Below are 22,725 nucleotides of genomic sequence, written 5' to 3'. Positions count from 1 at the left end.
TCACGAAAACGCAAAAACAGCGCCAGATACGCTCCGGCGCTGTTCTCTTTTTCTACTTGCGATCGCGCACTTCAAAGATCGCGAATTTCAGGTAATGCGCTTCGTCAGCGCCGCTGATTTGCGGGTGGTCTTTGCCTGCCCCGCGCCACTCGATCAGGCGCAATATTTTTTTCGCGTCCACAGCCGCTTCCTGGATCGTTTCCAGGAACAGTTCCGGAGACATGTGGTACGAGCATGAGGCGGTGACCAAAAAACCGCCAGGACGAACGAGCTTCATCCCGTTCAGGTTGATATCTTTGTAGCCGCGGCATGCGCCTTTGACCGCGCCGCGCGATTTGGCGAAGGCGGGCGGATCGAGAATGACGACATCCCAGCTCTTTCCTGCCTCGACATTTTCCCGCAAGTAATCAAACGCGTTTGCCACGACAAAATCGACGCGATGCAAAAAGCCGTTCAAGGTGATGTTGCGCTTTGCGGTTTCGATCGCATGCTCGGAAATGTCGAGCGCGGTTACTTTTTTCGCGCCGTGCTTGCAAGCGTTCAGCGTGAAGGAGCCGGTATGGGTGAAGCATTCCAGCACTTCTGCTCCGTCCCAGAACGGATTTTTGATCGCTTTTCCCCGCTTGTCGACTGGCATGAGCTTTTGCTCGCCGTCCACCTCGATGGTTTGCAGCGTAATGCCGTGCTTCTCGCCCCAGCCTTTCATCAATGGCGCAATCGAAGCGCGGTTCTCACGCTGGTCGTAGAAAAATCCTGTCTTTTGTCCTTCGACGATATCCACGTAATACTTCAAGCCGTTTTCCTCAATCAACACCTCGCGCGGACACTCTCCGTACAGCACTTCTTTACCTTCCGCCAAGCCTTCCAGCTTGCGCACGGGAACGTCGTTGCGCAAGTAGATGCCAGCAGGCGCAAACACTTCCACAAGCGCATCGCGAATCCACTCCATCCGCTTTTCCATGCCCAAAGACAATACCTGCACGACCAGGATGTCCTCGTAGCGATCCACGATCAGGCCAGGCAAAAAGTCTGCTTCGCCGTAAATGACGCGGCATGCGCGCGGATTGTCCACAAACCGAGTGCGAAACTCCGCCGCCTGCCTGATTTTGCGCAGGAAGAACGAATAGTCGATGTCTTCTTTTGGATCGTAGCTCAAAATGCGCACGATCATTTGCGATGCCGGATTGATGTAGCCTTTTGCCAAAAAGTGTCCTTTGTGATTCGTCACCTCAACGATTTCACCCGGTACAACCTCGCCCTGGATTTCCAATACTTCCGATTGGAAAATCCACGGATGCCCCGCTTCCAGTCGCTTTTTCCGATGCTGATTCAGTAAGACTTTTGCCATGCGGTTGATTCTCTCCTTGTCATGCTTGCCCTCGTACAGGCATAGCGTTATAGTAACTTCCTTTACGGTTGGCCCGGCGTTCTACGGCCAGCCTCGCTTGCCATTGTAACCAAGAAGGAGGAACCCAACTTGTGATTGTCTCCATCCTCGCCCCGTTTACGATCGGGCTCTGTTTTTTTCTGTTCGGTATGTACGCCATGCGGACCGGATTTCAAAATTTGGCGGGCAAAAAAATGGAACAATGGATGGCCCGCTTTACACGCACGCCATACCACAGCTTCTGGATCGGGTTGATTGCGACTTTCGTCCTGCAAAGCTCCAGTGCCGTCACCGTCTTGACGATCGGCTTGACCAATGCGGGGATTATCCAGTTCGCGCAAACCGTCGGGATCATTCTCGGCACCAACCTGGGAACGACCGTCACGACGGAGCTGGTCGCACTCAAACTGGAGTCGTTCGCCATCCCGATGTTGCTCGTCGGCGTCGCCCTCTGGCTGATGCCGCGGCCAACTGTTCGCTGCACCGGACTGGTCATCGCCGGATTCGGGCTGATTTTCCTCGGGATTGATACACTCAAGCTGATGGCCAAGCCGCTGGAACAATCCGAAACGTTTCGGTCGCTTTTTCTGGAGAGCAGTCATTCCATCTGGATCGGGCTGATCACAGGCGTCATTTTCACCGCGCTCATCCACAGCGGCTCTGCAACGACCGTCATCACGATGGGGTTGCTCAGCCATCAAATCCTGTCCATGGAGACGGCGCTTGCCATCGTCCTCGGCGCCAATGTCGGCACATGCTTCACCGCTGTCATAGCCGCCATCGGCACGAATACGGCCTCCAAGCAGGTCGCCTGGTGCCATACGCTCTTTAATGTAGCAGGGGCTGTCGTGTTTTTGCCTTTTCTTTCCCAGCTTGCCCTGGTCAGCGCCTTTTTAACGAGCAGCCCCTCCATGCAAATCGCCCATTCGCAAACGATTTTCAATCTGATTTGCTCCATGGTCGCCCTGCCATTCGTTCCGCAGATCGCCCGGTTTATCCAATGGCTCATTCCAGACAAGCGCAAACCGCCTACACCGACTGCTGTATGGATTAAAAAGAAAACGGGATGAGGTACAGCGAGGTGACGACCCCGGCCACGATCATCGCCACACTCGATGCAGCCGTCTGCACGGGCGAGATGCGGTTCAAACTGGCTGTCCCGATCGCATGCGCACTCGTCCCTACGGCAATCCCGATCGCCCAGTCGTCCGTAATTCGCCCCCATTTGAGCACAGGGCGCGCGATCAGCACCCCAACCATTCCTGTAAGGGCGGTAAAAAAGGCTGCCAAGGCAGGCACTCCGCCTATTGAGGCGGTCAGTTCCAAAGCGATTGGCGTCGTCACCGATTTGCTTAGCATGCTTCTGAGCAAGATGTCATCCGATCCGAAGCACCAATGAATCGCGTACACCGACACGATAGCCACGGCGCACCCTGCACTGACGCCGAGCAAAACGCCGCGCCAGATGTGGGCGAATTGCCTGATCTGTTTGGCCAAAGGAACAGCCAATGCCACTGTCGCCGGGCCGAGCCAGAACGAAATCCACTGTCCTCCCGCAGAAAAAGCTTCCCAATCATCGCTCACCGCCCACCAGATCATCCAGACGAGCACGACCGCCACAAGCAGCGGCTGCACGCGGGGAAAGCGGGCGTTGACCGTCGTTGCTCCTTTGTAGCCGACAAGCGTAACGAGGATCGCCAGCCATTGACTAAGCATCGAGCGTCCTCCTCTCTGGTGCGGCAGAAGCGGGTGTCTCTTGCTTCTTCTGTCTGTTCAAGTAAGCTTGTACCACGCGGCCTGTCACGAACATGACCAGCATCGGAGCCACAATCATCGACAGCGCGATCGGCCATGGCGCTTGGGCAAACCATTTGAAGTAGGAGACGACGCCCACAATAATCGGCACGAAAAACAGCATCATGTGCCGGATGAGAAACGAACTCGCCCGGTCTACCCACTCCATCCGAATCCAGCCAGTCACAAGCCCCAGCGTCAGCAAAAGCATCCCGACCAGGTTGCCGGGCAAAGGGATGTGCAGCCATGTACTCGCAAGCACTCCCACTCCGTAAAAAGCCAGAAGAATAGCCACTCCCGTGATCATTTTCACCTGCCACACCCCTCTCCCGCTTTCTCTTTGCCTAATCTCTATCGAAAATGCTTGAAAAAGAAGGAAAAGCCCGGCCTTCCCTTGGCCAGGCTTTCTTTCGTTCCAGTCGTTCTAGTATCCGCTGCCTGTCGTTTTCGCTCCAGTCACAATCGAGATGCCAGAGCTTGTACCGATCCGGCTCGCTCCCGCCTCGATCATGGCGAGTGCTGCTTCACCGCCGCGCACGCCGCCAGATGCCTTCACTCCAATGTCAGGACCAACTGTTTTACGCATCAAAGCGATATCTTCTACCGTAGCGCCGCCCGGGCCGAAGCCAGTGGACGTTTTTACGTAATCGGCACCTGCTTCCACGCAGAGCTTGCACGCGATTTCTTTTTCCTGATCAGTCAAAAGACCTGTTTCAAGAATGACTTTCAGAAGAATGTCTCCAGCTGCATCCTTCACAGCTGCCACGTCTTGCTTCACGGTTTCCAGATCGCCGGATTTCAGGGCACCTACGTTCAGCACCATGTCGACTTCTGTTGCGCCGTTTGCAATCGCATCGCGAGTTTCTGCCACTTTTGCCGCTGTCGTATTCGCTCCCAGAGGGAAGCCGATTACGGTGCACACTTTTACATCTGTACCCGCCAACAGCTCAGCAGAACGCTTCACCCAGTAAGGGTTGACGCACACAGACATAAAATCGTGTTCTTTCGCTTCCGCGCAGAGCTTGTCGATCATCTCTTGCGTCGCTTCTGGCTTCAACAGGGTATGGTCGATAAATTTGTTCAATTGCATAAACTACACCTCAATCCCGAGTTTTTGGAAGGCCAGACGAAAAATCTCATCGTTGTTTCGGTAGCCTCTCTGGAGTTGCAGCTCCCAAGCCTCTTTTGCCGGATGCCAATGAACGTCATTGATTTCTTCCAGCTGTACCGTTATTTCTGTGTTGTAAGCCTCGACCAGATAGTAGTGGACTTCTTTGTCGACCGACTCGCCCGTCACCGGATGCGTGTAGACGTAAGTGATCCGGTCAAGCTTGGCGCCGAGACGCCCCGCCACTCCCGTCTCTTCAAGCACTTCACGCAAAGCGGTTTCTTCGATAGTCTCGCCGATCTCCTGCTTGCCTTTTGCCAAAGTCACTTTGCCATAACGGTCTTCGATCAAGAGAAGCATGTACTCTCCGTCTTGCAGCTGATAGACTACGCCTCCTGCCGAAATCTCCTTCATATGGCTCGCTCCTTCAAATAAGGCAGCATCTCAGTCTCCACAACGCGGACAAAAGTTCCCTGGCAATATTCGGAGCCTGGTTGTTCCAGCTTCACCTTGCAAATTTTCCCGATCATGCTTTCGTCTCCCGGGAAAACAACGTTCAGGTAGTTATCGGAATATCCCATCAACAGGCCGCTTTCCGGCGCATCCTTGAACGGACGCTCTGGAATGACTTCCAGCACGTCGCCGACAAACTGCTTGGAGTAAGCCATGGTCAGCTCCCGATTCAGCTCCAACAATTTCGTCACGCGCTCGTGTTTTTCCTCTTCGGGAATCTGGTCGGTCATCCGCGCAGCCGGTGTGCCTGTGCGCATCGAGTACGGGAAAACGTGCAGCTCGGCGAAGCCGATTTCTTTGATGAAGTTGTAGCCGTTCATGAATTGCTCCTCGGTTTCACCCGGGAAGCCGACAATGACGTCCGTCGTGATCGCCGCGCCTGGCAGCGCTTTGCGTACTTTCACCATTTTTTCATAAAACTCGGCTGTCGTGTATTTGCGGCGCATGCGCTTCAACACTTCATCATCGCCCGCCTGGAGCGGTACGTGCAGGTGGCGTACGACACGGTCGGAGTTGTTGATGACCTCGATGACTTCATCCGTGATCTGGCTCGCTTCGATGGAGCTGATGCGAATGCGTTTCAGTCCATCTACTTCATGCAAATCAAGCAGCAGCTTCGCCAGGTTGTAGTCTTCCAGGTCTTCTCCGTATCCTCCGGTGTGAATCCCCGTCAGAACGATTTCCAGATAGCCTGCTTCCACCAGCTTTTTCGCCTGTTCCACGACGCTTTCCGGCTTGCGCGAGCGCATGAGACCACGCGCCCACGGAATGATGCAGAACGTGCAGAAGTTGTTGCAGCCTTCCTGAATTTTCAGGGAAGCGCGGGTTCTGTCTGTAAAGTTGGGAACATCCAGCTCCTCGAAATCACGGGCTTTCATGATGTTTCCGACCGCATTGATCGGTTGGCGCTCAGCGCGGATTTGCTTGACGTAATCGGTCAGCTTCTCGCGGCCTTGCGTGCCCACTACGATATCCACCCCAGGAATTTGTGCAATCTCGCTTGGAGAAGTTTGCGCATAGCAGCCTGTCACAGCGACGATCGCTTCCGGGTTGCGACGAATCGCCCGGCGGATGACCTGGCGGCTCTTTTTATCACCTGTATTCGTAACGGTACAAGTATTGATCACGTAAACATCGGCGTCGTCCTGTTCAAAGTCGACTCGCTCGTAGCCATCTGCCTTGAACAATTGCCAAATCGCCTCAGTCTCATAACTGTTCACTTTGCAGCCTAATGTATGAAAAGCAACGGTAGACATTGCCATTCCTCCTTTCGCTTGCGCTTATCCTTTGCGATGTATGGAAGCTTTTCGTTCAAACTGATAGGAAGCCGCGGCAAGTACATACTGGCTGGCCGTTTCGGTGCGCAAAATACGCGGCCCGAGCGAAACAGGTAAAAATCCCTTGCTCTCTGCTTGCGCCACTTCTTCCGGGGTGAAGCCCCCTTCAGGCCCAATCAGAACGAGCAGGGAGTCTCCACTTGCCATCTGTTCCAGCACTTCATGAACAGTCGTGCTTCCTTCCTTTTCATAGGCGATAGCCAGCTGCGTATAGGCTTGACCTGCCGCAAGCGCCTCGCGAAACGAGACAGGGGCAAGCAGCTCAGGCAAAACGGCCCGGTGCGACTGCTCGGCAGCCTCCTTGACGATTTTGCGCCAGCGCTCCAGCTTTTTCGCCTCTTTTTTGGCGTCCAGTTTGACGATGGTTCTCTCGGAAGAAAACGGAAAAAAGGAGTACGCTCCGAGTTCCGTCCCCTTTTGCAAGATCCACTCCATCTTTTCGCCTTTTGGCATTCCTTGCCCAATGGTCACGCGGATCGGCAGCTCACGCTCTTCCTGGAGCATCTCGATCACCTCTGCCTGGACTTCCTTGGCAGAAAGGCTGACGAGCTTGGCTCGCGCCGATCTCCCTGCTCCGTCCGAGACGAGAATTTCATCGCCTGCCCGCGCTCGCATCACGTTTACGATATGATGAACATCGTCTCCGATAATCGTTAGCTCATGCTCATGAAAGAGATGTGGCTCGACAAAATATCGTTGCATCTCGCCAACCTCACTATTCTATCGTTTTTTTGCGGTAATTGCTACCCAGTCATCGATGAAAATCGTTTCCACGATCTCAAGCCCGGAAGCGACCAGAGCGGCTTTCACATCCGCTTCCCGCGCCGCAATAATGCCGGATGCGATGAAGGTGCCGCCTGGCAGAAGCAAGCGGAACACATCGTCTGTAAAGCGCAAAATGACTTCCGCCAAAATATTGGCGACGATCACTTCGACTTGCTCCTCGATGCCATCCAGCAAGTTGTTTTGTCTGACGACGATATGCTCATGCACGCCGTTCAGCTCGGTGTTCGCCTGTGCGGAGCGGACTGCCACCTCGTCCAAATCCATCGCGAGCACTTCTTTTGCGCCCAGCTTGATGGCGGCAATGCTCAAAATCGCCGTGCCTGTTCCCACATCGTACACGCGATCGCCTTTGGCCAAATGCTTCTCCAGCGCGCGCAGACAGAGAATCGTGGTCGGATGCGTTCCCGTGCCAAAAGCCATTCCCGGGTCCATCTCGATGATGATCTCTCCCGGATGACGCGGCTCGTACTCTTCCCAAACCGGCTTGATCGTCATGTTGTCGGAGACGTGAACCGGCTTGTAATACTTTTTCCAGGCGTGGGCCCATTCGTCTTCGTGAACATCGTTTACGGCAATCGCAGCCTTGCCGATGTCCAGACCGTACTCGGTCAACTGCGCCAGCTGTTCTTTCAATTCTTCTACGACATCGATCAGCTCGCTGCTGTCAACGGGCAGGTACGCTTTGACGAATACGCCCTCGGCCGGAAAATCGTCAGGAGAGAGCTGGTAGATTTCGCCAAAGGGGGTATCCCACTCGCGATAGAGCACCTCCGGGTCTTCGATGACGACGCCGTTGGCACCCATTTCATAGAGAAGGCTGGACACCGCCTCCGTAGCCTCCGCTGTTGTATGGATACTGATTTCTGACCATTTCACGAATCTACCACTCCCCACTTTTGCTTTCCTGATGGACTTGTCAACCTGCAAGCGGACAAAACCGCGACCGATTACTCGCCGCGGAATGCCCGTTTCATTTTTTCAAAAAAGCCTTCGTCTTCCGTTCCGTGCTGGCCCGGCTTCTCGCCAGACAGCTCTGCCAGCTCGCGCAGCAGCTCTTTTTGCTTGTCGCTCAGCTTCGTCGGCGTAATGACGCGCACTTTTACATGCTGATCGCCGCGACCGTTGCCGCGCAAGTGCGGCACGCCTTTTCCACGCAAGCGGAAAAACGTCTCGGTCTGTGTGCCTGCCGGAATCTTCAGCTTCACGCGGCCATCGACCGTCGGAACCTCGATTTCATCGCCGAGCGCCGCCTGTGCATACGTAAGCGGTACTTCACAGTAAATGTCGTTGCCTTCGCGCTCGAAAAACTCGTGGCTTTTCACGCGCAGCACAACGTACAGATCGCCTGCTGGTCCGCCGTTGGCACCTGGCTCGCCTTCGCCGGAGACGCGCAATTGCGCACCGTCATCCACACCAGCCGGGATGTTGAGGTGAATTTTGCGGCGTACCTTGACACGTCCGCTACCTCGGCACGAGGAGCATTTTTCCTTGAACACTTTCCCTTTGCCTTCGCAAGTGGAGCAGACCCGTCGGTTGACGATTCGGCCGAACGGCGTGTTGGCTGCCACTTCCTGCTGACCGGTACCGCTACAAGTTTTGCACGTTTCGACGCCTGTTCCCGGCTTGGCACCAGAGCCGAGGCACGTATCGCACTCTGCCTCTTTCGGGATTTCCACATCGGTTTCTTTTCCGAAAATCGCGTCGATAAAATCGATGCTCAGGCCAAATTGCAGATCGGCCCCTTTGCGCGGCGCGTTCGGATTCGCGCGTCTGCCGCCACCACCGAAGAACATGTCAAAAATGTCTCCGAAGCCGCCCATGCCCGACGTATCAAAACCGCCGCCGCCAAAGCCCTGATTCGGGTCCTGATGACCGAAACGGTCGTATTGCGCGCGCTTTTGCGGCTCAGACAGGACATCGTAAGCTTCCTTGACTTCCTTGAACTTTTCTTCCGCATCAGCGTCTTTATTTACATCCGGATGGTACTGGCGAGCAAGCTTCCGGTACGCTTTCTTGATTTCGTCCGCGTCGGCTTCCTTGGCTACTCCCAGAACCTCGTAGTAATCGCGTTTCATCTCCTAAATCACTCCCATGACAGTCAACTGTTATCATAGCATGTGACAGACCTGAAAAAAAGTCAAAGTCAGCTTTTGCGTGACTTTGACTTTCATGGGGTCACATCGCGAAAGAGCGAGGGGAGAAAAGCTCTCCCCTGACGCTTTCGTCGTGATTACTTTTTATCGTCTACCACTTCATAGTCAGCATCAACGACATTGTCCTTCTTCGGTTCTTGGCCTTCTGCTGCGCCCCCAGCATTTTGCTGCGCTTGTGCAGCTTGCTCATAGAGCTTCACGGAAATTTGTTGGATGATCTCGGACAGTTCGTCTTTTGCCGCTTTGATTTCCTCGATGTTGCCGCCTTCCAGCGCTTTTTTCACTTTGTCTTTCGCAGCGTTGGCGCGATCGATTTCCGCTTGGTCTACCTTGCCTTCCACTTCTTTCAGTGTTTTCTCGGTAGTGAACACGAGTTGGTCTGCTTCGTTGCGGATTTCTACTTGCTCTTTGCGCTTTTTGTCTTCTTCCGCATTCAGCTCGGCTTCTTTTACCATGCGGTCGATTTCATCGTCAGACAAACCGGAGTTGGACGTGATGGTGATGCGTTGCTCTTTTCCTGTACCCAGGTCTTTTGCACGCACGTTCACGATACCGTTGGCGTCGATGTCGAAGGAAACTTCGATTTGCGGGATACCGCGCGGCGCTGGCGGAATGTCGGACAGCGTGAAGCGGCCCAATGTTTTGTTGTCGCCCGCCATTTGGCGTTCGCCCTGGAGAACGTGGATTTCTACAGAAGTCTGGTTGTCGGCAGCTGTAGAGAACACTTGGGATTTGCTGGTCGGGATTGTCGTGTTGCGGTCGATCAGCTTGGTGAACACGCCGCCCAATGTTTCGATACCGAGCGACAGCGGAGTAACGTCGAGCAGTACGACGTCTTTCACGTCACCAGTCAGTACCCCTGCTTGCACGGCAGCGCCCAGTGCTACTACTTCGTCTGGATTCACGCCTTTGTGCGGCTCTTTTCCAGTAAATTTCTTGATCGCTTCTTGTACAGCCGGAATCCGTGTGGAACCACCCACGAGGATTACGCGGTCGATTTCGCTAGGAGTCAAGCCTGCGTCTTTCAGCGCTTGGCGAGTTGGGCCCATCGTGCGCTCAACCAGTTCAGCGGAAAGCTCTTCGAATTTGGCGCGAGTCAGGTTCATCTCCAAGTGTTTTGGACCGGAAGCATCTGCTGTGATAAACGGCAGCGAGATAGTCGTAGTCAGTACGCCGGAGAGGTCTTTTTTCGCTTTTTCAGCCGCGTCTTTCAAACGTTGCTGTGCCATGCGGTCTTTGGACAGGTCAATGCCGTGCTCTTTTTTGAACTCGCTCACGAGGTAGTTCATGATCACATCGTCGAAGTCGTCTCCACCGAGCTTGTTGTCGCCGGAAGTCGCTTTTACTTCGAAGAAACCGTCGGAAAGCTCCAGGATGGAGACGTCAAACGTACCGCCGCCGAGGTCGAATACGAGAACGGTTTGATCTTCTGTCTTTTCCATACCGTATGCAAGTGCTGCTGCGGTTGGTTCGTTCACGATACGCAAAACTTCCAGACCCGCGATTTTACCAGCGTCTTTAGTCGCTTGGCGTTGGGAGTCATTGAAGTAAGCTGGAACGGTAATAACAGCTTGTGTTACTGGCTGGCCCAGGTAAGCTTCTGCATCTGCTTTCAGCTTTTGCAGGATCATGGCAGAGATTTGCTCAGGTGTGTATGGATTTCCTTCCAGTGTTTCCTTGTGGGAAGTACCCATGTGACGCTTGATGGAGATAACCGTGTTGTCAGGGTTGGTGATCGCCTGACGTTTTGCCGCTTCCCCTACGATGCGCTCGCCGTTTTTGAAAGCGACGACGGAAGGAGTGGTGCGGTTTCCTTCTGCGTTGGCAATAACGACTGGCTCGCCGCCTTCCATTACTGCTACGCAAGAGTTGGTTGTTCCAAGGTCAATACCGATTACGCGACTCATACAATATGTCCTCCTAACACTTTCTCATCTGAATGAATGATGGAATCTCGATTTATTCGTTCACTTGCACCATCGCCGGACGAACGACGCGGTCTTTGAACATATATCCTTTTTGCAATTCTGCTACGACGACGCCCGAATCAAATTCAGGGTCTTGCGTCTGCATGACAGCCTGGTGTACATGCGGATCGAACGGAGCGCCTTTTGCCTCGATCGGAGTCAAGCCTTCTTTTTCGAAAACTTGCACCATCTGGCGGTACACCATGTTGACGCCTGTCAAAAGCGACTCGACCGTCATCGATTCCTTGTCAGCAGCCAATGCCCGCTCGAAGTTGTCGAGTACCGGCAAAAGCTCTTCCACGATTTTCAGGGAAGCGTACTTCGCCAGGTCTTCCTGCTCCTTGCGTACACGGCGTCTGAGGTTATCCATGTCAGCCATGGCCCGCAGCATGCGGTTTTGATGCTCCTCTGCCTGCGCCTTCCACTGGGCCGCTTCCTGCTCCCAGTTCACTTCGCCCGCGTCTTGCGCGTCGACTGCCTCATTTACTTGCTCGTCTTCAGCAGCCGGGTCTTTGGTCATTTTTTCCTCGCTCAACGTCGATACCTCCTGGGGGCTCTTGCCTGACTTGCCTTCTCGTCAGGGAGCCTTCCTCCATTTATTTCTCAAACTGCGAAGTCAGCATCCGCGATAAGCCTTCTGCCAAATAATTGAGTACGGTAATGACTTTTCCGTATTCCATTCGCGTCGGGCCAAGTATTCCCACCATTCCCACGGGCTTGCCTCCAAGCGAGTAGGATGTCGTAATAATACTGCATTGCTTGATCGCGTCCAGCTGGTTTTCCTGGCCGATGCGCACCGTCAGTCCATCTCCCGGCATCCCGATCAAATGCAGCAGTTGATCGTTTTGCTCCAGCAGTTCCAAAATATCCTTGACCTTGTCTACGTCGCGGAATTCCGGCTGATTCATGATTTTGGTGGCACCGCGTAAGTATACACGTTCCTCTTCTTGTGTCAGCGACTTGTCGAGAACTTTCAGCATCTCTTCGTACTGCTCCGCATAGCGGCGCATCTCGCCCGATATTTCCTGATAGACCCGCTGTCTCAGTTGCCACAGCGGCACGTCGGTCAGTTTGGCATTCAACAAGTTGACTAGGCGCTCGATTTCGCTTGCGCCGATGCCTTCGGGAAGGTCGATCAGCTTGTTCTCTACTCGTCCGGTATGGGTGACGACAATCGCCACCGCCTGTGTCTCGTTCAGAGGAACGATTTGAATATGTTTTAACCGATGCTCAAAAATTTCCGGTCCCAGGACAATTGCCGTGTAATTCGTCAACTGGGAAAGAATTTGAGCGGTGTATTCCACGACCTGTTCGGAGTGCAGAATACGCTCGGCAAACAACTGCTTCAGTTTGCCCAATTCGGCCTCGTTCAAGAGCTGCGGCTGAATCAGGTTGTCGACGTAAAAACGGTACCCTTTTGTAGAAGGAACTCGCCCGGCCGACGTATGAGGCTGCTCCAAGTATCCCAACTCTTCCAGATCGGACATCTCGTTACGGATGGTTGCCGAAGAAAATCCGATGTCCTCGCGTTTGGAAATGGTTCGGGAACCAACCGGTTCGGCAGAATGAATGTAATTATCGACAATCGCATTCAAAATCAGTTGTTGACGGTCAGATAACATGGATGTCGCTCGCCTCCCCGTTGAGCATAAAAGTGAAAAAAGGTATCGCCCGCAATGTCGGAGCGGTTTTGTTAGCACTCATACCTAACGAGTGCTAAATCTATTTACTAAGGTATCAATAGAAGAAGGATTTGTCAACGGACTTCCACGATATCCGCCGTCAAAATCTCACATATTTCGCCAACTGCTCCCGCTTGTTAGCGGAGAAAACGGGCAAATACCTCATTTCCGAGCGGAAGCCCCCGCTTGGTCAGCTTGAGACAGCCGTTTTGCTCTTCCAGCATGCCTTTGGCAATCTCTTCTTTTATTATCGTCCCAAAAACTTCGTGCGCAGATACGCCAAAACGCGATGCGAACTGGGCGAGATCGACTCCTTCCCGCAGGCGCAGCCCCAAAATCATCTGTTCTTCCATCGCATCTTCCTGCGGAACGGCAAACTGTTCCACCCGCGGCAAACCTTCTTTGCATTTTTGCAAATAGATCGCAAGCGGTCCGGCGTTGACATGTCGCTCGCCGCAAACGTAGCCGTGGGCGCCTGCACCCAAACCATAGTATTCACGATTGAGCCAATACGTTTTATTATGTTTGCTCTCAAAGCCCGGCTTGGCGAAATTGCTGATCTCGTACTGCTGATAGCCGCGGCGTTCCATCTCTTCAATCAGCACCATGTACATCGCAAGCTCTGCCTCCTCAGACGGAAGCGGAAGCTGATCCTTTTGATAGAGCGTGTGAAATAACGTATTTTCCTCGACCTTGAGACTGTATGCGGAAAAGTGTTTCGTGCCCAGCTCGAATGCTTTCTCCAGCGTCTGGCGGAAAATCTCCATCGTTTGATCCGGCAAGCCGAACATCAAGTCGATGCTGATGTTAGCGAACCCTGCTGCTTTCGCATTCTCGATGCTGCGGTACACATCGTCGCGGTCGTGAATCCGTCCCAGCCGTTTCAAAAGCGCGTTGTCAAACGACTGCACGCCGAAGCTCAGCCTGTTGACGCCAAGCTCATGCATGATGCGCAGCTTTTCGCTATCTGTCGTACCGGGATTCGCTTCCATGGAAAACTCGATATCCGCTGCCCAATGCTTGCCCAGGTGATTTTGGACCATCTGCAAAAACGCTCGCATTTGGGCATGATCGAGGAACGTAGGGGTGCCGCCGCCGACAAAGATCGTTTTGACCTCCTGCACAGGTCGCTCGCGAAACGTCAGCTCCATTTCTTTATCCAAAGCGTCCAGGTAATCCCAGATCAATTGCGGGTTGTTTGTCACGAACGAGTTGAAATCGCAGTAATAGCATTTATTCGTACAAAAGGGAATGTGGATGTAAACCGATTGCGGCGTCATATCTCTTCCCCTCCTTTTGTTCAAAATACAGGCGAATGCCTGTCTTCGTTACGCTCCGTTCCAGCGGGCGAATGGAAAAGACCTGACACGAGGTCAGGCCTACTTCTTCTCATCCATGCGTGGTGCAGACATAAACGTTTCTTGCAGACCTAACGTATCCAGTTGTTTTTTGAAACGATGTTTCGCCTTGGACTGTTGGTCTTGCAAGCATTTGTAAGGGCTAAATTATCATAATGTATTTTTTCGACTCTAGTCAAACGTGTTGTGTGTCCCTCAAGAGCGCAGGTACACGGCGGGTAACGAATCTCTTATTCTCTTATTAAGAAGGCAGCCATCCAATAGTAAAAAGCCACGGATGATTGTCTGGGGCTTTTCCACAGCCTGCTCTCCCCTTGGATTTCCTCTTTCCACGGATGAATGCTAGAAACAGTCCGATTGATATTTACAGAAATTAGAAATAAGTTATAATATTTACATAAATCCCTCAAACAAGGAGGTGGATGCTATGAAAAAAGTGATCGCGATTGGCTTTGCTCTGTTTATCGTTCTGTCTCTGTCTACGAGTGCTTTTGCAGGCAATTACGGATGCCCTACCCACTTTTGCTATGATCCACGCTAGTCAAGCGAAGCGCAAACGATCAAGTCGCTCACCCGGGCGGCTTTTTTGTATGTTTTCATGCAAAAGTTTGCTGTAAAGTGAACTGGCACAAGCGGGTTACTAAAAAAAGGGACATAGCAACCATCACAGAAGGTCGCTATGTCCACCTTTTATCGAGAGCATGACCAAAGATGCTGCGAACATCTTTGCTTCATTCGCTCAAGCTCTTACTTCTTCTCATCCATGCGCAATACAGCCATAAACGCTTCTTGTGGAACCTCTACGGAACCGACGGACTTCATGCGCTTCTTTCCTTCTTTTTGCTTTTCGAGCAGCTTGCGTTTCCGCGAGATGTCCCCGCCGTAACATTTGGCAAGAACGTTTTTGCGCAGCGCGCTGATCGTCTCGCGGGCAACGACCTTGTGCCCGATTGTCGCCTGAATCGGCACCTCGAACTGCTGACGCGGAATCAGTTCCTTTAGCTTTTCACAAATGACTTTTCCGCGCGCATAAGCGGTATCTTTGTGCACGATAAACGACAGGGCGTCGACCATCTCGCTGTTCAGGAGAATGTCCATCTTCACGAGCTTGGACGGCTTGTAGCCTGCCAGCTCGTAGTCGAAGGACGCATATCCGCGCGTACCCGACTTCAGCATGTCGAAAAAGTCGTAGACGATCTCGGAGAGCGGCATGTCGTATTTCAGTTGCACGCGATTTTCGCCCATGTACTGCATGTCGAGAAACTCCCCGCGCTTGCCTTGGCAAAGCTGCATAACGTCCCCGACGTATTCTTTTGGCACCATAATCGTCGCCAGCACGTAAGGCTCCTCGATCATTTCGATCTTTTGCGCTTCCGGCATTTTGGACGGGTTGTCGATCTCGAACACTTCGCCATTCGTCCGCGTGATGCGGTAAATTACGCTCGGTGCAGTCGTGATCAGGTTGATGTTAAATTCGCGCTCGATGCGCTCCTGGATGATCTCCATGTGCAGAAGGCCCAGGAAGCCGCAACGGAACCCGAAGCCGAGCGCTTGCGATGTCTCCGGCTCGAATTGCAGCGATGCGTCGTTCAGCTGGAGCTTTTCGAGTGCTTCGCGCAGATCGTTGTACTCGTTTGTCTCGATCGGGTACAGACCGCAGAAAACCATCGGGTTGATCTTGCGGTAGCCCGGCAACGGTTCAGCAGCAGGACGGGCAGCATCTGTGATCGTATCCCCGACGCTTGTGTCGCCTACTGTTTTGATCGAAGCGGCTACGTATCCTACGTCTCCGACTGTCAATTCTTCCACTTGGGTCTGGCGCGGCGTGGACGTCCCGATTTCCGTTACCTCGAAGGACTTGCCTGTCGCCATCATTTTGATCTTCATGCCTTTTTTCAACGTACCGTTGATGACGCGAATCGAAGCGATAACGCCGCGGTACGCATCAAAGTACGAGTCGAAAATCAAGGCTTGCAGCGGCGCATCCGGATCTCCTTCTGGAGCCGGAACTTTTTGCACGACCGCTTCCAGCACTTCTTTGATCCCGATTCCCGCTTTGGCAGAGGTGAGTACCGCTTCGCTGGCATCCAGCCCGATCACGTCCTCCACCTCTTGCTTCACGCGCTCAGGCTCTGCGCTCGGCAAGTCGATTTTGTTGATAACCGGAATGATCTCCAGATTGCTGTCCAGCGCCAAATAGACGTTGGCAAGCGTCTGGGCTTCGATCCCCTGGGCGGCGTCCACGACGAGAATGGCTCCTTCACAGGCCGCCAAGCTGCGGGATACTTCGTACGTAAAGTCTACGTGTCCAGGTGTGTCGATCAGGTGGAGAATGTAGTCCTCTCCGTCATCTGCTTTATAGTTCAAACGCACGGCATTCAGCTTGATTGTAATCCCGCGCTCTTTTTCCAGCTCCATCGTATCCAGAAACTGGGCTTCCATCTCACGTGCGGTAAGCGCTCCTGTCAGCTCCAAAATCCGGTCTGCCAGCGTCGACTTTCCATGGTCAATGTGGGCGATGATGGAAAAATTTCGAATCCTCTTTTGTCTTTCACGGCGATCCATGTGTTGTTCGTTCCCTCCCACGCGAATCCATTCAAACGTACAGATTGCGCCTCGCAAAAATACACTAACGGTAATTATAACAAACGCTTGATACAAAGAGCAACCAAAGAGAATACGGCACTTGCCACGTTTTTTGCTCCCGCCAAAACTTTCTTTATGATAAAGTGGTCTTTAAAAAAGGAGACTGGCATGCGAACAGAGCTTCAACAAGCGGAGCGTTTCGATTGCCTCGGCTGCCGACTGGCCTTATCCGCAGAGCCTGCCCATGTCGTCTATGAGAACGATTGGGTGACCTGCCTCTTGGATATCGATCCTTTTTCCGAGGGCCACATGCTGATTTTGCCCAAGCGGCATCTCGTTGAATGGACAGATTTGGATGCAGTGACCATGCAAAAAGTGACGGAAGCGGCGACCCTCATGTCTCAAACCATTGCAAATGTGTACAAGCCTGCCGGAATTACGCTCTGTCAAAATGGCGGCGCTTTTAACGATCTGACCCACTTTCATCTGCACGTCATCCCGCGCTTTCCCGACGACGGTTTCGCCTGGAGCGAGCCGCGGCAGGAGCATGGAGCCGGAACGCGTCTGGCCCAAACACGTACACTGTTAGCGGAAGCGGTTAAAAACGGGAAGCAGACGGAGCTTCCTGAACGAAACGGAGACTGATCCCACGTGAAAAGCACGACCCATCGCCTGCATACTTTGTCTGTCGCTGACATTCCCGATCTGATTGCCCTCTCTGACTCAGTAGGCTGGGACTATGATGAAGCGGAAATTCGCACGATTCTGTCTATTGGTACGGTATTCGGACACAAAGATGACAGTGACAGGATCGTTTCTTCTGCGGCCATTATCGAATATGAAGAAGGGCTGGCTACGATCGGCATGGTCATCGTCCACTCCTCATGCCGCGGGCTAGGGTACGGGCGCGACCTGATGGAAGCCTGTATGAAGGCTGTTTCCGGCGATACGGCCATCATGCTGATCGCCACGCCTGATGGAGAGCCGCTCTACCAGCGACTCGGTTTTGTGACAGCTACCCACATCCACAAGTTTTTGCGCCGTGGCGATACACCTGTCGTCCCCCCTGCCGCAAAAGCCGTGCCTTATCAAATCGCTTCTATGGATGAGACGGATTTGGAACGCGTGGTTGAACTCGACCAGGGAGCGCTTGGCAGCCGTCGCTCGCTTTTTGTGCAAATGCGCAAAGCCCAAGCGGCTCGTTGCCTGGTTGCCAAAGATGCTAGTGGCACCGTTGTCGGCTACGGCTTTGCTGTCCAAGGCCCGATCAACTTGATCGCCGGGCCGATTGTCGCCCGGGACGCGGACATGGCAATCCAGCTGCTCTGTGCACTGATCCAAAACCACGACGGACAGGTGCGAATCGACGTACCGGATGGACCGGAAGCATTCCTGGCCTTTTTGGAGCAAAACGGTTTTCAAAAGGCGTCGCGGCCACCTGTCATGGTCGCAAATGCCAAAAGCTTGCCCCAGCGCAACGGCAGCTACTTCGCCATCGGGGCGCAAATTTACGGCTAACCGTCTTCGCGCGTGCCAACAAAAAAGCGGACCTGCTCCTGTTCGGGCATGGTCCGCTTCTTTGCAAGAAAAGACATCGGCTTACCGGTTGTTCTCAAGCTGTTCCAGCACTTTTGGCGGAAAAAGCTTTTGCAAGCTGCTCATGTATCGGTTACCGTCCTCAGGCATCTGCATATTTTGCACACGGTACTTTTGCCCGTCGTAAACGATGTGAAAAACCATCGGGGCACTGACGCCAGAAGAGTGCAGCGGATTTTTGCTCAACACGTTCACCCAGGCGTAGACTGTCCGGCGCTCTGCATCCGGCGCATCCACGCCGAGCAGTTCCAGAGTAACTTGCCTGTCCGCCGCCATTATGCCCAGCTGCTTGCCTTCTGTCTCCAAATAGTTGCGGATAATTGGTTCCACCAGATCGCGATTGGCTGGCGATATCCCCTTTTTCACCTCGACAAAAACTTGCCCCACATGTTTTCCCTGAGCCAAAACTTGCAGCTTCCACACGCCCGGATCGGGCAAGGCAATCCCGGTTGGAACATGTCCGGTCGCGTCGTGCAGCGGCCCCATCACCTGGTAGCTGCCAAGCTCTACCCGTTTCCCATCCGTCCTGTAGGCGACGATCTCTACCTGTGACAATCCGCTGCCGTTCAACAGCCAGATGAAGCGTTGCGTCTGCCCTTCGTACAGCTCATTGGGATCGGTCACCGCCCGCACAGGCTTTTCACCAATGTACGAAAAAGTTTGCTCCAGGTAAGTGGCTGAGTGCTGCGGCATCGGCTTCCACAAGTCGGGTGAGGTCAATTGGCCGCCGGGCAATAGTTCAGGCACAGGCTTCCCTGCGCGCTCCCCTTGGCTAGTCGGCCCACTCAGCGAAAAGGACGACCATAGCCAAACGACCAGCAGCAAGCCCGCCACGGGCAGCGCAAACCTTTTCCAGACAATCGGCAGTCTGTCTTTTTGCCTGATCCGCTCGCGCACGCCGTTTTTCATCGCTTCCGTAAAGTGGACGTCGCGCAAAACGGTTTGATCGGCCCTGTCCTTCAAATTTGCGATCCATCGGTTGTCGTCCATTCCCACTCGCTCCCTTCCCCAAGACTCTGCTTCAGCTGTTGCCTCGCCCTGTGCAGACGGGTTCTCGCGGTCCCTTCGGATATGCGAAGGACGTCAGCTACCTCTTTGATCGACAAATCTGCGTAGTAATGCAGGACGATCACCTGACGATACAAGGGCGCAAGCTGCAACACCTCAGCCACGAGCTGATTCCGCTGCTCCTGATGCAGCACGAGGCTTTCGGTGGACAGCTCGCCATCTTTTCTGATCCAGGAGCGAGGGAGGATATGGCGGAATGACCACGACCGCAAATAGCCTTTGCATTCATTGACGGCGATCCGGTATAGCCATGTATGAACGCTGCTCTCCCCGCGAAAACGCGGAAGATGCTGGTACGCCTTCACAAACACGTCTTGGGTAATGTCCTCTGCCAAACTGTGATCCTTGACCAGAAAAGTGACAAGGCGAAGAATCCGCGTCCCGTAGTCTTGCATGATTTGTTCAAAGGCAGCTTCGACAGTCGGCTGCAATTTATCCAAGGGCGCGACCTCCTTCCCGCAAATCCTTTACTGGTTAGATGCAACCGTCCGGATTTTGTTACAGCGAAAGGGCAGAAATTTTTTTGGCAATGATCGTCCAGCGCGTCGCGGCTCCCGGTGCACCCGGCGGCTCCGCAAACGGATAGCCCCCGTGCTGCCAGCGATCCGCCTCGTATTCTTCGGTTTGTTCTGGCAGCTCGCTGTGGTGGCAGACGACATTTTCCATGCTTTGCACGATCTCGTATCCCGCCGCTTCCAAAAGCAGATGCAACTCTCCCGGCAACAGTAGCGCCAGCTCCCGCTCCACTCTGTAGCGCGGCTGTTCCATCTGCTCCAAAAACGTCTCGTACGTCAGCGTGTAACGAAATTTTTGCTCGGCCAAAAGCGTTTCTCCCTCCACCTTTTGGTAGACCATCCGGTCAGGGAAAACGAATTTGCGCTGCATGACGGACCATTTGCTGTTGACCGGCGGAAGCAGCAAGTCAATCGCAACCGTCCCGTTCGCGGTCAAATGCTGTCCGATCACCGCGAGGAACTGTCGCTGCTCCGCTCTACAGGTCGCCTGCTGAAAGATGCCTTCCGGAAGCAGTATGTGCGTGAAGGTGGAATCGAGCTGCAATTCGCGTACATCTTGCTCCACGAGCACGAGCAAATCCTCCTGGTCTTTCAGCATGCGCCGTTTCTTTTTCGTCGCCATCTCCAGCATGTCCGGACTGTTGTCCACGCCGCAGACGGACAACCCACACCGCGCCAGCTCAATCGCGATCCGCCCCGTGCCTACCCCAAGCTCCAGCACAGACACGGGAGCGAGCTGCGCTTCCTGCATGAGCCAGTTGCGATAAAAGGCGATCCCCGCCTTGCCCGCGAACTGATCGTAGTAAGTGGCTTCCAGCCCGATGTATTTGGCTTCAGGCAGAGGCAGATGCCGCCCTTCTCCCTGCATGCCGCACGTCGTACAGACGGAGCCTGCCAAATGTGAAAAAGGCACCCCCGGTGGGACGCCATTTTTCGTATCGCCTAACCATTCATCATATCGAAATTTGCATACTTGGCAGCTGTAAACACTCATAACGCTTTGACCTCCTGTCGAGATTGCTCGTTGCGCAATGCTTCGGAAAAGAAATAGACGTGTTTTTTCCCTGTGCGCGGATGAGTGATTACTTCCGTTTCTACCCCGAACACATCCCGAATCAAGCCGGGTTCCAAAACCTCATCAGGGGTGCCGGAAGCGACCAGCTCACCGTCGCGGATGACGTACAGCCGATCACAGTACATCGCGGCGATGTTGAGATCGTGCAGCGATGAAAACACGGTTATTCCGAGTGTTTTGACCAAATCCATGACTTGCAGCTGATACCGGACATCCAGATGGTTGGTCGGCTCGTCGAGAACGAGAAACTCCGCTTGCTGCACCAGCGCCCTGGCAATCAAGACGCGCTGCTTTTCCCCGCCGGACAAGGAAAAAAAGCTGCGCTCGGCGTAAGCCTGCATCCCCACTCGTTCCAGCGACTCCTCACAAATGCGGCTGTCGGCTGTCGTATCCGTTTGAAACAGCCGCTTATGCGGTGAGCGGCCCATCATGACGATCTCCATGACCGTAAAGTCAAATTCGACCGAGCTTTCCTGACGAACCACCGCCATGCGCTGTGCATTTTGCCGTGCAGACAACTGGTACACGTTGTCATCGTCGAGCGAAATCAATCCGCTGTACGGCTTCAGCACGCGATAAATGCTTTTGAGCAAAGTCGACTTCCCGCTGCCATTCGGCCCGATCAGCCCGACGAACTCACCGGAGCGGACCGTCAGACTGATGTTGTGCAAAATCGTTTTGTTTTCCAGCCCGACTGTAATGTTCTCCACATTCAGATTCATCGTCCGCTACCTCCGAAAGAATAAGAACTGCGCAGCATCAGCCAAATAAAGAACGGGCCTCCGCACAACGCCGTGATGATCCCGATAGGAAGCTCCTCTGGGGCAAAAGCAAGCCGGGCAATCACGTCCGCCCAGATCAGAAAAATCGCTCCCAGCAAGGCGCTGACGGGCAAGACGCGTCGGTGATCGGAACCGACGATAACCCGCACGATATGCGGCATCATCAAACCGACAAATCCGATCGCTCCGCTGATCGAGACGATGACCCCCGTGAGCAGGGCCGTAATGACCAGCAGCAGCTTGCGAAATTGCACCGTGTTGACCCCAAGCGTCCCGGCAGACTCCTCGCCCATCAGCATCGCATTCAACGAACGATACTGCGCCAGCAGCACGATCAGACAAATGACCACGATCAATGTCGGGATGGTCAAATACTCCCACTTGCCGCCCGCGAGACTGCCGCTCATCCAGAACAACACCGAGCGGATGCCGTGTTCGTTTGGCGCAGAGAAAATGATCAGACTCGTAATCGCCGACAAAATCGCAGAAATGGCAATCCCCGCCATGAGCAAGCGCACGGTCGAGTTTTGCCCGCCGATTCGCGACAAAGTAAAAATAAGCAGGATCGAGACAAGCGCCCCTGTGAAAGCGCCAAACGACAGGGCGAATTGTCCGTACATGCTGAATGCTCCGAACAAAATCACCAAAGTCGCTCCAGCCGATGCTCCCGAGGAAACGCCTAATATGTACGGATCTGCCAGGGAGTTGCGAACGAGAGACTGAATCGCAACCCCCACAACAGATAGACCAGCCCCGACAACTGCCCCCAACAGGACACGGGGAAACCGAATATCCCAGATAATTGTCTGCTCTCCTTTTGACCAATCCACTTCGATCCACTGGTTGGTCAGCGGAAGATTCGATAAGGCAATTTTCCATACTGTCGCTGGTTTGATTTCCACCGAGCCGAGTGTTACCGCAAACGTAATCGAGACGAGCAACCCGATCAGCAGGGCAACGATGATGAAGGGCATCTTGATCTTATGCAGGGCCGTTCCCTCCTTAATTAAGCAGCCGT

22 protein-coding genes are annotated in these 22,725 nt (G+C 53.7%); 3 read left to right on the top strand and 19 right to left on the bottom strand.

Features of this window, described 5'->3' with window-relative positions:
* Positions 1-52: 52 nt before the first annotated feature.
* A complete protein-coding gene (locus M2298_RS24480) occupies positions 53-1,348 on the bottom strand; it encodes a class I SAM-dependent rRNA methyltransferase (protein ID WP_122964097.1) in 1,296 nt (431 codons plus the stop codon).
* 131 nt (positions 1,349-1,479) lie between these two features.
* On the opposite strand from M2298_RS24480, the gene M2298_RS24475 reads away from it, so the two are divergent.
* Positions 1,480-2,457 carry a Na/Pi cotransporter family protein gene (locus M2298_RS24475; RefSeq protein WP_122964098.1) on the top strand — a complete coding sequence of 326 codons (978 nt, stop codon included), beginning with the start codon at positions 1,480-1,482 and terminating at the stop codon, positions 2,455-2,457.
* On the opposite strand, the gene M2298_RS24470 is transcribed toward M2298_RS24475, so the two are convergent.
* From M2298_RS24470 to lepA, 13 genes are all read right to left on the bottom strand, one after another.
* Positions 2,438-3,103, bottom strand: a complete 666-nt coding sequence (locus tag M2298_RS24470; protein ID WP_280649206.1) for an LrgB family protein — start codon at positions 3,101-3,103, stop codon at positions 2,438-2,440. The genes M2298_RS24475 and M2298_RS24470 overlap by 20 nt on opposite strands.
* Positions 3,096-3,488 (bottom strand): CidA/LrgA family protein, encoded by a 393-nt coding sequence (locus M2298_RS24465; protein WP_217365248.1) that lies wholly within the window; start codon positions 3,486-3,488, stop codon positions 3,096-3,098. The genes M2298_RS24470 and M2298_RS24465 overlap by 8 nt, the downstream gene beginning before the upstream one ends.
* A 117-nt stretch (positions 3,489-3,605) precedes the next feature.
* Positions 3,606-4,271: a deoxyribose-phosphate aldolase gene (deoC, locus tag M2298_RS24460; RefSeq protein WP_063231389.1), complete on the bottom strand. Its 666-nt coding sequence runs from the start codon at positions 4,269-4,271 to the stop codon at positions 3,606-3,608.
* Positions 4,272-4,274: 3 nt separating this feature from the next.
* Positions 4,275-4,703 (bottom strand): NUDIX hydrolase, encoded by a 429-nt coding sequence (locus tag M2298_RS24455; protein WP_122964101.1) that lies wholly within the window; start codon positions 4,701-4,703, stop codon positions 4,275-4,277.
* A complete protein-coding gene (gene mtaB / locus M2298_RS24450) occupies positions 4,700-6,058 on the bottom strand; it encodes a tRNA (N(6)-L-threonylcarbamoyladenosine(37)-C(2))-methylthiotransferase MtaB (RefSeq protein WP_122964102.1) in 1,359 nt (452 codons plus the stop codon). Before mtaB ends, M2298_RS24455 begins: the two co-directional genes overlap by 4 nt.
* A gap of 24 nt (positions 6,059-6,082) precedes the next feature.
* Entirely contained in the window at positions 6,083-6,841 is a 759-nt protein-coding gene (locus tag M2298_RS24445) for a 16S rRNA (uracil(1498)-N(3))-methyltransferase (RefSeq protein WP_063231386.1), read from the bottom strand.
* A gap of 18 nt (positions 6,842-6,859) precedes the next feature.
* Positions 6,860-7,801 carry a 50S ribosomal protein L11 methyltransferase gene (gene prmA, locus M2298_RS24440; RefSeq protein ID WP_122964103.1) on the bottom strand — a complete coding sequence of 314 codons (942 nt, stop codon included), beginning with the start codon at positions 7,799-7,801 and terminating at the stop codon, positions 6,860-6,862.
* Between the two features lie 71 nt (positions 7,802-7,872).
* Entirely contained in the window at positions 7,873-9,000 is a 1,128-nt protein-coding gene (gene dnaJ, locus M2298_RS24435; protein ID WP_122964104.1) for a molecular chaperone DnaJ, read from the bottom strand.
* Positions 9,001-9,155: 155 nt separating this feature from the next.
* On the bottom strand, positions 9,156-10,985 hold the full coding sequence (gene dnaK, locus M2298_RS24430) for a molecular chaperone DnaK (protein ID WP_122964105.1): 1,830 nt from the start codon (positions 10,983-10,985) through the stop codon (positions 9,156-9,158).
* A 52-nt stretch (positions 10,986-11,037) separates the two neighbouring features.
* Positions 11,038-11,565 (bottom strand): nucleotide exchange factor GrpE, encoded by a 528-nt coding sequence (gene grpE, locus M2298_RS24425; RefSeq protein ID WP_229049944.1) that lies wholly within the window; start codon positions 11,563-11,565, stop codon positions 11,038-11,040.
* Positions 11,566-11,641: 76 nt separating this feature from the next.
* Positions 11,642-12,667, bottom strand: coding sequence for a heat-inducible transcriptional repressor HrcA (gene hrcA / locus M2298_RS24420; protein WP_063231382.1), 1,026 nt, complete (start codon positions 12,665-12,667; stop codon positions 11,642-11,644).
* 197 nt (positions 12,668-12,864) lie between these two features.
* Complete coding sequence (hemW, locus tag M2298_RS24415) at positions 12,865-14,007, bottom strand: radical SAM family heme chaperone HemW (protein ID WP_173597413.1); 1,143 nt, start codon at positions 14,005-14,007, stop codon at positions 12,865-12,867.
* A gap of 825 nt (positions 14,008-14,832) precedes the next feature.
* Positions 14,833-16,650, bottom strand: a complete 1,818-nt coding sequence (lepA, locus tag M2298_RS24410) for a translation elongation factor 4 (protein WP_063231378.1) — start codon at positions 16,648-16,650, stop codon at positions 14,833-14,835.
* A gap of 189 nt (positions 16,651-16,839) precedes the next feature.
* On the opposite strand from lepA, the gene M2298_RS24405 reads away from it, so the two are divergent.
* Both M2298_RS24405 and M2298_RS24400 read left to right on the top strand, forming a co-directional pair.
* Positions 16,840-17,316: an HIT family protein gene (locus M2298_RS24405; RefSeq protein WP_173597414.1), complete on the top strand. Its 477-nt coding sequence runs from the start codon at positions 16,840-16,842 to the stop codon at positions 17,314-17,316.
* Positions 17,317-17,322: 6 nt separating this feature from the next.
* Positions 17,323-18,189 carry a GNAT family N-acetyltransferase gene (locus M2298_RS24400; protein ID WP_280649205.1) on the top strand — a complete coding sequence of 289 codons (867 nt, stop codon included), beginning with the start codon at positions 17,323-17,325 and terminating at the stop codon, positions 18,187-18,189.
* Between the two features lie 81 nt (positions 18,190-18,270).
* Here M2298_RS24400 and M2298_RS24395 read toward each other — a convergent pair whose 3' ends face one another.
* The 5 genes from M2298_RS24395 to M2298_RS24375 are packed head-to-tail and all read right to left on the bottom strand — an operon-like array spanning position 18,271 to position 22,681.
* Positions 18,271-19,257 (bottom strand): hypothetical protein, encoded by a 987-nt coding sequence (locus M2298_RS24395; RefSeq protein ID WP_173598585.1) that lies wholly within the window; start codon positions 19,255-19,257, stop codon positions 18,271-18,273.
* A complete protein-coding gene (locus M2298_RS24390; RefSeq protein WP_173598586.1) occupies positions 19,227-19,775 on the bottom strand; it encodes a sigma-70 family RNA polymerase sigma factor in 549 nt (182 codons plus the stop codon). The genes M2298_RS24395 and M2298_RS24390 overlap by 31 nt, the downstream gene beginning before the upstream one ends.
* A 58-nt stretch (positions 19,776-19,833) precedes the next feature.
* On the bottom strand, positions 19,834-20,844 hold the full coding sequence (locus M2298_RS24385) for a methyltransferase domain-containing protein (protein ID WP_122964112.1): 1,011 nt from the start codon (positions 20,842-20,844) through the stop codon (positions 19,834-19,836).
* Positions 20,841-21,647 carry a heme ABC transporter ATP-binding protein gene (locus M2298_RS24380; RefSeq protein ID WP_173598588.1) on the bottom strand — a complete coding sequence of 269 codons (807 nt, stop codon included), beginning with the start codon at positions 21,645-21,647 and terminating at the stop codon, positions 20,841-20,843. The genes M2298_RS24385 and M2298_RS24380 overlap by 4 nt, the downstream gene beginning before the upstream one ends.
* On the bottom strand, positions 21,644-22,681 hold the full coding sequence (locus tag M2298_RS24375; protein WP_063231372.1) for a FecCD family ABC transporter permease: 1,038 nt from the start codon (positions 22,679-22,681) through the stop codon (positions 21,644-21,646). Before M2298_RS24375 ends, M2298_RS24380 begins: the two co-directional genes overlap by 4 nt.
* Positions 22,682-22,725 lie beyond the last annotated feature (44 nt).

This window comes from Brevibacillus sp. 1238 (genome assembly GCF_029892995.1).
In the GTDB taxonomy this organism is placed as follows: Bacteria; Bacillota; Bacilli; order Brevibacillales; family Brevibacillaceae; genus Brevibacillus; species Brevibacillus parabrevis.
Note: the sequence above shows the minus strand (reverse complement) of the source record. Positions and strands in the feature narration are given on the sequence as shown.